This window comes from Nocardia sp. NPDC050630 (genome assembly GCF_044457245.1).
Classification (GTDB): domain Bacteria; phylum Actinomycetota; class Actinomycetes; order Mycobacteriales; family Mycobacteriaceae; genus Nocardia.
In genome coordinates this window covers 93,145-105,993 of the sequence record NZ_JBITGN010000016.1, presented here as the reverse complement: position 1 = coordinate 105,993, position 12,849 = coordinate 93,145, and the positions used below count along the sequence as shown (strand labels likewise).

Here is a 12,849-nt window from a genome sequence, read left to right as displayed (position 1 = left end):
GCCTTCACGGTGCATCATGTCGCGGCCGACGGTTCGTCGATGGGTCCGCTGGCCCGCGATGTCATGGCGGCGTATGTGGCACGGGCCCAGAGTGAGATCCCGCAGTGGCAGCCGCTGCCGGTGCAGTACGCCGACTACGCGCTGTGGCAGCGTGCGGTGCTCGGCTCCGAGGAGGATCCGGAATCGCTCGCGGCACAGCAGGTCGCCTACTGGCAGTCCGCGCTCGCGGGCATGCCCGATCAACTGGAGTTGCCCGCCGACCGGCCGCGCCCGCGCGCGCAGTCGTTCCAGGGCAAGGCGATTCGCTTCGAGATCGCACCGGATAAGCACGCCAAACTGCACGAGCTGGCGCGGGCCAATAACGCCTCGCTGTTCATGGTCACCCATGCGGCGCTGGCCGTACTGCTTTCGCGACTGTCGGGTACCGACGACATCGCGGTCGGCACCCCGATCGCGGGTCGTGGTGAACGCGAACTCGACGATCTGATCGGTATGTTCGTCAACACCCTGGTGTTCCGGACCATCATCGAGCCCGGTGATACCTTCGCCGACCTGCTCACCGATGTGCGCGAGCGGGACCTGGAGGCATTCGCGAACGCCGATGTGCCGTTCGAGCGACTGGTCGAGGTGCTCAACCCGGAGCGTTCGACGGCGCGCAACCCGCTGTTCCAGGTCGGACTCTCGTTCCAGAACCTGGCCGAGACCACCTTCACGCTGCCCGGCCTGTCGGTGAGCGCGGTGAACTTCGATTCGCAGCTGGCCAAGACCGATCTGCACGTCACGCTGTACGACCGCTACGCCGAGGACGGTACGCCCGCCCAGATCGTCGCCGAATTCGGTTACGCGACCGACCTGTTCGACGAGGCGACGGTGCAGGGCTTCGCCGACCGCTTCGTCTTGGTGCTCGATGCCGTACTGGCCGATCCGGACGTGCCGGTCGGCGAGATCGATCTGCTCTCGCCCGCCGAGAGCACGCGAATTCTGCGTGCCTGGAACGACACCGCGCACGCGCTCGACATCGACGCCTCGACCACGCTGACGTCGCTGCTGGACGTCACGGTTGCGGCGAACCCGGATGCGGTGGCGCTGGTGGCCGAGGACACGACGCTCACCTACGCCGAGTTGGACAACCGGGTCAACCGCCTGGCGCGGCACCTGATCACGCTCGGTGTCGGCGCGGAGGACCGGGTGGCGCTGGCCATTCGACGCTCGGTGGATCTCGTGGTCGCGATGTACGCGGTGGCGAAGTCGGGTGCGGCGTATGTGCCGATCGATCCCGATCAGCCCGCCGAGCGCACCGAGTACATCCTGCGCACCGCGGCACCGGTCTGCGTGCTGACCACCGGTCGCGATGATTTCGGCAGCACCGTTGCCGAAGTGGTGTCGATCGACGAGCTGGATCTGTCCGGCGTCGCGGACGGTCCGATCTCCGACGGTGACCGGCTGCGGCCGCTGGCGGCGGCCAATACCGCGTACGTGATCTTCACGTCGGGCTCCACCGGCCAGCCGAAGGGCGTTGCGGTGCCGCATGCGGCGATCGTCAACCAGCTGCTGTGGAAGACGGCGGAATTCGGCCTCGGTACCGACGACGCCGTGCTGCTCAAGACCGCGGCAACCTTCGACCTGTCGGTGTGGGAGTTCTGGTCGGCCGCCGTCTGCGGTGGCCGGTTGGTCATCGCCGATGCCGATGGTCACCGTGATCCCGCATATCTCAACGAGCTGATGCGCTCCACCGGCGTCACGACGCTGCACGTGGTGCCGTCGATGCTGGACGCGCTGCTCACCGAATCCGCTCGCCGTCTGCCGCAGTCGTTGCGGCGGGTGCTGGCGATCGGTGAGGCGCTGCCAGCGACGACGGCGCAGCGATTCCGGCGGGACAACGCGGCCGAGCTGTTCAACCTGTACGGCCCCACCGAAGCCGCGGTGTCGATCACCGCGCACACCGTCACCGATGCCGACACCGTTTCGGTGCCGATCGGTGCGCCGGAGTGGAACAGCCAGGTGTACGTGCTGGATTCGCGGCTGCGTCCGGTTCCGGTCGGTGTCTCCGGTGAGTTGTATCTGGCCGGTGCGCAGTTGGCGCGCGGTTACTTCGGACGCGTTGACCTGACCGCGGATCGCTTCGTGGCCAACCCGTACCGGACCGGTGAGCGCATGTACCGCACCGGTGACCTGGTCGCCTGGAACAGCGACGGCGGACTGGAGTATCGCGGTCGCACCGACTTCCAGGTGAAGATCCGCGGTTTCCGGATCGAGCTCGGTGAGATCGAGGCGGCGCTGCTGCGCCAGCCCGAGGTTTCGGCCACCGCGGTGCTCGCACACACCGATCCGAACCTGGGTGACCGGTTGGTCGCCTATGTGGTGCCCGAAGTCGATGAGCTCGACAACGTGCGGCTGCAAGCGGCATTGGCCGCCGAGCTGCCGTCCTATATGGTGCCGTCGGTCTTCCTCACCCTCGATGCGCTGCCGTTGAATGCCAACGGCAAGCTGGATCGAAAGGCCTTGCCGGAGCCTACCTTCGAGAAGGCGGTCTTCCGCGCGCCGGTGACCCCGATCGAGGAGATCGTCGCGAACACCTTCGCCGAGGTGCTGCACCTCGGTTCCGGAGAGCAGGCACAGCGGCTCGGTCTCGATGACGACTTCTTCGCCTGGGGCGGCAACTCACTGCTCGCGACGCAGGTCGCGGCCCGCCTCGGCGCGGCGCTGAATACCCGTGTTCCAGTTCGACTGCTGTTCGAGGCCCCGACCGTCGGCGCACTGGCCATCCGGGTGGAACAGCAGGCCGACGGGCGCGGACGGCATGCGTTGGTCGCCGGTCCACGGCCGGAACGTATTCCGCTGTCGCTGGCGCAGCAGCGGATGTGGTTCCTCAACCGCTTCGACACCCAGTCCGCCGCCTACAACGTCCCGATCGCGGTGCGGTTGACCGGCGCGCTCGATGTGGCCGCACTGCGCGCCGCCATCGCGGATCTGGTGCGCAGGCACGAGGTGCTGCGCACCATCTACCCCGAGACCGAGTCGGGTGCGGTGCAGCTGATTCTGCCGGTGGGACAGGCGATTCCGGAGCTCGACGTCCGGACGGTCACGCCCGATCAGGTCGAATCCGCCGTTGTCGAGTTGATTTCGGCGCCGTTCGATGTCACCGCCGAGGTGCCGGTGCGGGTGCGGTTGTTCGAGATCGACACCGAAAGTTCGGCTCCCGAATACGTGATCGCGATGGTCGTGCACCACATCGCCGGTGACGGTTCCTCGATGGGACCGTTGACGCGTGATCTGATGACGGCGTACGCGGCGCGCTCGGCCGGTGTGGCACCCAACTGGGCGCCGCTGGAGGTCCAGTACGCGGATTACAGCATCTGGCAGCGCGAGCTGCTCGGCAGCGAGGACGATCCGGATTCGCTGATGTCCAAGCAGGTCGCCTACTGGCGCGGCGCGCTGGCCGATCTGCCGGAGCAGCTGGATCTGCCCGCCGATCGTCCGCGGCCCGCGGTGCAGTCCTTCGCCGGTGGCACCGTCGAGGTGCGCATCGACGCCGATACCCACCGCGGGCTCAGCGGTGTGGCACAGGCCGAGGGTGCGACGCTGTTCATGATCGTGCACACGGCACTGGCCGTGCTGTTGTCTCGACTGTCCGGCACGGACGACATCGCGATCGGTACGCCGATGGCGGGCCGGGGTGAGGCGGCGCTGAACGATCTGATCGGCACGTTCATCAACACGTTGGTGTTCCGTACCCGGCTGGATTCGGCCGAGCCGTTCGCGGACCTGCTCAGGCGGCAGCGCGAAACAGACATCCAGGCGTTCGCCAATGCCGATGTGCCGTTCGAGCGGTTGGTCGAGGTGCTGAACCCGGCGCGGTCGCAGGCGCGCCATCCGCTGTTCCAGGTGGGCCTGTCGTTCCAGAACCTGGCGCAGACGACCTTGGAATTGCCGGATCTCACGGTCTCGGGTGTGGATTTCGATACCCACATCTCCCAGTTCGATCTGCACCTGATTCTTTCCGACCTGTACGACGAGTCCGGGGCGCCCGCCGGCATCGCTGGCGTCTTCACCTACGCCACCGACCTCTTCGACCGGAGCACGGTCGAAGGGTTCGCGGACCGGTTCACCAGACTGCTCGGCGAGATCATCAACGCGCCGCGTGCGGCGGTGGGCGATCTCGAGCTGCTCACCACGGTCGAGCGGGAACGGATGCTGGATGGCTGGAACGCCACCGCGCATTCGGTGCGGCCCGAGCTGCTGCTCGACGGGTACCGGCGCGCCGCCGCGGCGCATCCGGACGCCGTCGCGGTGGTGTTCGAAGGTGCCGAACTGGCCCACCCGTCGCCCGAGCACGACCCCGCATCGAGTCGCTCCGCGTCGCTGACATATCGCGAATTCGACGAGCGGGTGAACAGGCTTGCCCGCCTGTTGATTTCGCAGGGCGTCGGTGCCGAGTCGCTGGTCGGCCTCGCCGTTCGGCGGTCGCTGGATCTGGTTGTCGGCATGTACGCGATCGTCGCGGCCGGTGGCGCGTATGTGCCGTTGGATCCGGATCATCCGGCGGAGCGGATCGCGCACATCCTGGACACCGCCCAGCCCACGTGTGTGGTGACTACCGCGTCCGACGCCGTGCCGGTGCCCGCGGACATTCCGGTGCTGCAACTGGATTCGCTGGAGCTGGGCGGGTTCTCCTCCGCTCCGATCGAACCCGGTGAGTTGCTGCGCCCGGTCACCCGGGACAACCCGGCTTACGTCATCTTCACATCGGGTTCGACCGGTCGTCCCAAGGGCGTCGCGGTATCGCACGCGGCGATCAACAACCAGATCGAGTGGATGCTCGCGCAGTACCCGCTCGGCCCGGATGACGTGTACCTGCAGAAGACCGCGACCACGTTCGACGTGTCGCTGTGGGGCTACTTCATGCCGCTGCGCGCGGGCGCGAAGCTGGTAGTCGCCACCCACGACGGCCATCGCGACCCCGCCTACGTGGCGGATGCGATTGCCGCGCATGGGGTTACGGTCACCGACTTCGTGCCGTCCATGCTGACGGTATTCACCGCACAGCTGGCCGCGGGCTCGCTGCCGACGCTGCGGGACGTGTTCGTGATCGGTGAGGCACTGCCGCCGGAAACGGTGACGGCGTGGCGCGCCGTGTCGGATGCGGTGCTGCACAACCTGTACGGCCCGACCGAGGCCGCGGTGTCGGTGACCTACTGGCCCGCGGGCGAGACCGATGTGCGCACCGTGCCGATCGGCTTGCCACAGTGGAACACCCAGGTGTTCGTACTGGATTCGCGGCTGCGTCCGGTGCCCGCCGGTGTGGCAGGTGAGCTGTACCTCGCTGGCGATCAGCTGGCCCGCGGTTATGTCGCGCGTCCGGATCTGACCTCGGATCGCTTCGTGGCCAACCCGTTCGCGCCCGGTGCGCGGATGTACCGCACCGGCGACCTGGTGGTCTGGCGCGAACCCGCCGATGCGGGTCATCGCCTGGAATACCTGGGGCGCACCGACTTCCAGGTGAAGTTCCGCGGTCAGCGGATCGAGCTCGGCGAGATCGAGACGGCACTGCTGGCACATGCCGCGGTGAGCCAGGCGGTGGCGCTGGTGGCCGCGTCGGCACTCGGCGACCAGTTGGTCGCGTACGTGGTGCCCGCACCGGGTCAGTCGATCGACCAGCGCACACTGCTGGCCGAGGTCTCGGATGTGCTTCCGGGCTATATGGTTCCGGCGGCCATCGTCGTGCTCGATGCCTTCCCGCTGAATTCCAGCGGCAAGCTCGACCGCAAGGCGCTGCCCGAACCGACGTTCACCACTCGCGAATTCCGTGCCCCGGCAACGCCGGTGGAGGAGATCGTGGCGGGCGTCTTCGGCGATGTGCTCGGTATCGAGCGCGTGGGCGCCGACGACGACTTCTTCGCCCTCGGCGGCAACTCGCTGGTGGCCACCCAGGTGGTCGGCCGCCTGAGTGCCGCGATCGGCGGCCGGGTGCCGGTGCGCGCGCTGTTCGAGGCGCCGACCGTGGCGGCCCTGGCGGTGAAGCTGGAGCAGCTGTCCGGCGTTGGCGAGCGGCGGCCGCTGGTCGCCGGTCCTCGGCCGGATCCGGTGCCGTTGTCGCTGGCACAGCAGCGGATGTGGTTCCTCAACCGCTTCGACACCGAGTCGGCGGCCTACAACCTGCCCATCGCGGTCCGGTTGACCGGTGCGCTGGATGTCGACGCGCTGCGGGCGGCCATGGCGGATCTGGTCGGCAGGCACGAGATCCTGCGGACGGTGTACCCGGAGACCGCGGGTGCCCCGGCACAGGTGATTCTGCCGGTGGCGCAGGCTGTTCCGGCGCTGGCGCTGCGGCCGATCGCGGCCGCGGAGCTGGAATCCACGGTGATCGCGGTGATGGCGGCGCCGTTCGACGTCACCGCCGAGGTGCCGGTGCGGGTCGAGCTGTTCCAGGTGACCGACGCATCCACCGCTGTGTCCTCGGGTCGCTCCGCAGGCTCGGCTCCTGCCCCGAATGAGTTCGTGCTGGTGCTGGTCGTGCACCATATCGCCGGTGACGGTTCGTCGATGGGCCCGCTGACCCGGGATCTGATGACGGCGTACGCTGCCCGCTCGGTCGGCGAAGCCCCGACGTGGACGCCGCTGCCGGTGCAGTACGCGGATTACTCCATCTGGCAGCGTGAGCTGCTCGGCAGCGAGGACGATCCGGAGTCGCTGGCCGCCAAGCAGATCGCCTACTGGCAGTCGGCGTTGGCGGATGTGCCGGATCAGCTGGATCTGCCCTCGGATCGCCCGCGTCCGGCCGTGCAGTCCTTCACGGGCGGCAAGGTCGAACTGAGCATCGACGCGCAAACCCATCGTGAGCTGGTCGCGCTGGCCCGGGCCGAGGGTGCGACGCTGTTCATGGTTGTGCACACCGCGTTCGCGGTACTGCTCTCGCGGCTCTCGGGCACCGATGACATCGCGATCGGTACACCGATGGCAGGCCGCGGTGAGGCCGTGCTCGACGATCTGATCGGCATGTTCGTCAACACGTTGGTGTTCCGTACCCAGCTGGATCGCGGCGAGCCGTTCACCGAGCTGCTCGGACGCCAGCGCGAGACGGATATCCAGGCGTTCGCGCATGCGGATGTGCCGTTCGAGCGGTTGGTCGAGGTGCTGAACCCGGTCCGGTCGCAGGCGCGCCATCCGCTGTTCCAGGTGGGTCTGTCGTTCCAGAACCTGGCGCGTACCACGCTGGAACTGCCCGGACTCACCGTGGCCGGATTCGATATCGACACCCAGCTCTCGCAGTTCGATCTGCATCTGATCGTCGCGGACAGCTACGACGAGGACGGAATTCCGTCCGGTATCGGTGGGTACTTCACCTACGCCACCGACCTGTTCGACCCGGATACCGTCCGTGGCTTCGCCGACCGCTTCGCACGCGTGCTCGCCGAGATCATCGCGGCGCCGCGCGCGGCCGTCGGTGATCTCGAGATCATGGCCGTGGACGAGCGCCGCGAACTGGTCTCCGGTTGGAATGCGACGGCGCGGCAGGTGGATTCGTCCGCGACGCTGGCCTCGCTGCTGGATCGAACCGTGGCGACCACGCCGGACGCGGTGGCGCTGGTCGGCGACGACGGCACCGCCATAACCTATGGCGAGCTCGGCTCTCGGGTGAATCAGCTTGCCCGGCACTTGATTTCGCTGGGTGTCGGACCGGAGGCACGGGTGGCGCTGGCACTGCGCCGCTCGGTGGACCTGGTGGTCGCGATGTACGCGGTGACCCAGGCCGGTGGCGCGTATGTGCCGCTGGATCCGGATCAGATCGGTGAGCGGACCGATTACATTCTCGACACCGCTCGGCCACTGTGTGTGCTGACCAACGCCGACACCGATTTCCAGAGCTCGGTGACCGACGTCGTTCGGATGGACGCACTCGCCGACCTCGCGGACGCGCCGATCGCCGACGTGGAGCGGATCGCGCCACTGCGTCCGGCGAATACGGCATACGTGATCTTCACCTCGGGTTCGACCGGTCGTCCCAAGGGTGTCGCGGTGCCGCATGCGGCAATCGTCAACCAGTTGCTGTGGAAGACGAGCGAATTCGGTCTCGGTGCTGATGACGCGGTCCTGCTCAAGACCGCGGCCACCTTCGACCTCTCGGTGTGGGAGTTCTGGTCGGCGGCGGTTTCCGGTGGCCGACTGGTCATCGCGTCCGCCGACGGACATCGCGATCCGACCTACCTCAATACGCTGATGCGCGATACCACCGTCACCACCTTGCATGTGGTGCCGTCGATGTTGGATGCCCTGCTGATCGAATCGGACGGGCAGCTGCCCGAGTCGTTGCGTCGGGTACTCGCCATCGGTGAGGCGCTGCCCGCCGCGACGGCGCAGCGGTTCCGTGAGTCGAACGCGGCTACTCTGTTCAACCTCTACGGTCCGACCGAGGCCGCGGTCTCGATCACCAACCACGAGGTGACCGATGCCGATACCGGCTCGGTGTCGATCGGTGCCCCGGAGTGGAACAGCCGGGTGTATGTGCTGGATTCGCGGTTGCGTCCGGTGCCGGTGGGTGTTTCGGGTGAGTTGTATCTGGCCGGTGCGCAATTGGCACGCGGTTACTTCGGGCGCGTGGATCTGACCGCGGAGCGGTTCGTGGCCGATCCGTTCGAATCCGGTGCTCGGATGTACCGCACCGGTGACCTGGTGGCATGGAACGCCGCCGGTGAGCTGGAGTACCGCGGTCGTACCGATTTCCAGGTGAAGATCCGCGGTTTCCGCATCGAACTCGGCGAGATCGAGGCGGCGCTGCTTCGCCAGACCTCGATCAGCTCGGCCGCGGTGCTCGCGCATACCGATCCGGCACTCGGTGACCGCCTGGTCGCCTATGTGGTTGCGACCACCGGTGAACTCGATAAGGACGCGCTGCAGTCGGCGTTGGCCGCGGAGCTGCCGTCGTACATGGTGCCGAGCGTCTTCCTGGCGCTGGACGCCTTGCCGCTCAACGCGAACGGCAAGCTCGATCGAAACGCCTTGCCGCAGCCCACCTTCGAACAGGCCGCATTCCGCGCGCCGGTCACCCCGGTCGAGCAGATCGTGGCCGGTGTGTTCGCCGATGTGCTCGGTATCGAACGAATCGGCGCCGACGACGACTTCTTCGCACTCGGCGGTAACAGCATCCTGTCGATCCAGCTGGTATCGCGGGCCAAGACGGCCGGAGTGGTGTTCTCCGTGCGCGACGTCTTCGACCAGCGCAGCGTCGCCGGCCTCGCCGCCATCGCGACCTCGGCCGCGGATCTGCGGCAGGCGACCATGGCGGAGCTGCCCGGCGGGGGGATCGGTGAGATCCCGCTGCCGCCGAGCATCGCCGCGGTGCTGGCGAGCGGCCCTGCCTACCAGCGCTTCTCCTATGAGACGGCGGTGGCACTGCCGAGCGAACTCGACGGAGATCGGCTGCGTGCGGCGATCGCCGCACTGGTGGACCGGCACGATGCGCTGCGCACTCGGTTGCGCCGGGTCGAGCAGGTCTGGGAATTCGAAGCGCTCGAGCGCGGTGCCGTCGATATCGATGCGCTGGTGCACGAGGTCGCTTTCGATACCGACCTCGATGACGACTACGGCTATGACGAGCTCATGCGGCGCGCCGACAACGAACGCGCGGCCGCCGCGGATCGCCTCGATCCGGCCAACGGTGTGATGGCGCAGTTCGTGCGCTGCACCGCCGAGCGGCTCGACGGCGGCAACTTCATGTTGGTCGTGGTGCACGGATTCGCGGCCGATCCGAAGTCCCTCGGCATTCTGACCGGCGATCTGCTCGATCTGATCGCCGACGAGCAGGTCGCCCTGCCGGAGGTCGGTACCTCGCTGCGGCGCTGGGCCTACGGCCTGACCGAGCAGGCGAATAGCCACGCCGCTGAACTGCCGTTCTGGCAGGAGGTTTCGGCCACACCCGAGCCGCTGCTCGGCGCGCGGGCCTTCGATCCTGCGCTGGATACCGTCGCCACCACGCGACGGGTGCGCATCGAGGTGCCGACGGATATCTCCGAGGTACTGCTCACCACGGTTCCGGCGCGGTTCCACGGCCGGGTGCCGGACGGGCTGCTGTCGGCATTGGCCATGGCACTGGTGCGCTGGCGCGGCGAAGAGCACGGATCGGATGTGGTGATCCGGCTCGACGGTGACGGTCGGGCCGCGGTCCGCGGTGCCGAATTGTCACGCACCGTCGGTGCTTTCACAGCCGTCTACCCGGCCCGGCTCGCGCTGGGCGGGATCGATCTGGCCGAGGCGTTCGACGGCGGCGCTGCCGCGGGTGCGCTCATCAAGTCGGTGAAGGAACAGCTGCTCGCGGTGCCCGATCAGGGCGTCGGCCACGGTCTGCTGCTCGGGGGGGTGGCAGCCGGCGGAGCCGACGGGGTGGGTGCACAACTGCCGCCGGCGGGTCAGGTGGGCTTCCGGTACCAGGAAGCGGCGATCAAGACCGAGCGGGATGCCACCATGCCCGCGAACGGGGCGCTCGATATCGCGGTCACCGTCGGCGATGAGGATGATGGTCCGCGGCTGCTCGCCACCTTCGAGTTCCCGGTCGGGCTGCTGTCCCCGGAGCAGGTGCAGGAGTTGGCGGAGCTGTGGGTTGCCGCGCTCACCGCGCTGGCCGAGCACGCGCAGCGGCCGAATGCCGGTGGCCATACGCCATCGGATCTGCCACTGGTGCAGGTCGGCCAGGCCGACATCGAACTGTGGGAGCAGACCTACCCGGGCCTCGACGATGTCTGGCCGGTCTCGCCGCTGCAGTCCGGTCTGCTCTTCCACGCGCTGATGACCACGGCCACCCTGGACGTCTACACCATTCAGGCGGTGGTGCGACTGGGCGGAACGGTGGATGTGGCACGGCTGAACGCGGCCGCGCAGGCGATCCTGGATCGGTACCCGAATCTGCGCACCGCATTCGTCACCGACTCCACCGGACAGGTGCGGCAGGTCGTGCTCGATCGGGTCGAAGTGCCATGGCGCGTCGTCGATCTCACCGAACTGCCGGAGGCGGAGCGGGCCGAGGAACTGCGTCGCCGGATCGAGGCCGACCACGCCGAGCGCTTCGACATGGCCACCCCGCCGCTGGTGCGCTACACGCTGTTGCGCACCGCGGCCGAGGAATGGTCGCTGGCGATCACCACGCACCATGTGCTGCTCGACGGTTGGTCGATGCCGCTGCTGATGCGGGATCTGCTGGTGCTCTACGCGACGCGTGGCGATCAATCGGCACTGCCGCAGGTCTCCTCCTACCGCGACTTCCTGGACTGGCTCGCCACCCGCGATCAGGACGCGTCGTTGCGGGTCTGGGCCGATGCCTTCGACGGTGCGACCGAACCGACCGAATTGGCCGCGCCCGCACGGACGGTCGAGACCTACGAGACCGCCAAACTGATCACCCAGATCGACGCCGACCGGACCCGCCAGCTGACCAAGCACTGTGCCGAACTCGGCATCACGGTCAACACTCTGGTGCAGGCGGCCTGGGGCATCCTGCTCGGCAGGCTCACCGGCCGCGCCGATGTGGTGTTCGGCGCCACCGTGTCGGGTCGGCCCGCCGAACTCACCGGCGTGGAGTCGATGGTCGGTCTGTTCATCAATACGCTCCCGGTGCGGGTGCGCATCGATGACCGCGCGACCATCGACGATCAGCTCGCGAAGCTGCAACGCGATCAGGCCGAGCTGCTCGACCACCACTACGTCGGTCTGTCCGATATCCAGCGGGCCGCCGGAATCGCCTCGCACTTCGACACCCTGCTGGTATTCGAGTCCTACCCGATCGATCGGGAGGCGATCGCCGCGGCGAGTTCGATCGACGGCATGGCGGTGACCGATGTCGGTGTGGACAGTGCGACGCACTATCCGCTCACCCTGCAGGTGACCGCGGAGTCCACCCTCGAATTCACGTTCGAGTACCTCATCAGCCGGTTCAGCGCCGATGAGGTGGAAACCCTGTCCACCAGGCTGATTCGGGTGCTGGAAGCCCTGACCGGCGATCCGGCCGGGCTGGTCGGCGATATCGATATCCTCGATACCGATGAGCGGGCCCGCCTGCTCGTCGAATCCGGTATCGCGGCAACGGCGCCCGCACCGGAACCGGTGGGCCGGGTCGGTGCGCGCACGGTGTCGAAGGTGCTCGCCGAGGTGGTCGAGGCGGATCCCGAGGCGCCCGCGCTGCTGGCGGACGGTGACGAAATCGCCTACCACGTCCTGGATCGCCGTTCCTCGCAACTGGCCCGGGTGCTCATCGCACACGGTGCCGGACCAGGCGATGTGGTGGCCCTGGCGCTGCCGCGTTCGGTCGATGCGGTGGTCGCGGTCTGGGCTATCCAAAAGGCCGGTGCCGCATGCCTGTTCGCCGGTGACCTGTCCACCACCGAAATGGCCACCGCCGGAGCCGTTTTCGGTATCACCCTGGAACCGACCGACGGCCCGATCAACTGGCTGGTACCGAGCGATCCGACAATCCGAGCCGAACTGGCCGCGGCCGCATCGCACCCGGTCTCCTACGCCGATCGGGTCCGCCCGCTCGCCGAGGAACACCCGGCCTTCGTAGTCCTCGCGGCCGACGGCACCACCCGTGCGTTCAGCCAAACCGAGGCACTCGAGCAGGCCGAACAGGTCCGCTCGGAATACGACATCGACTACGAATCGACAACCTTCACCACCGCCATCTCCGGCCGAGCCGCCCTGCTCGAGTTCCTGACCGCGGCAATATCCGGTGCACTGTCAGTGCTGCCCGGCGCGGACGACATCGCGGACGACCTGGCCGACGGTGAGGTCAGCCACTGGTTCGTCACCGTGGGCGAGTCGACCGAGGCGGCGGACGAGGACGTGCGGATCGTGGTCATCGAATAA

Annotated in this window: 1 protein-coding gene (only partly in view); it reads left to right on the top strand. The window is 67.8% G+C overall.

Going from position 1 to position 12,849, the window contains the following annotated elements; all coding sequences use genetic code 11:
* Nucleotides 1-12,849, top strand: partial view of a non-ribosomal peptide synthase/polyketide synthase gene (locus tag ACIBG0_RS31420; protein WP_397037507.1) — the 3' portion only. The gene continues 31,011 nt to the left of window position 1, outside the view; only the last 12,849 of its 43,860 coding nucleotides appear in the window; its start codon lies beyond the left edge, outside the window; it ends in the stop codon at nt 12,847-12,849.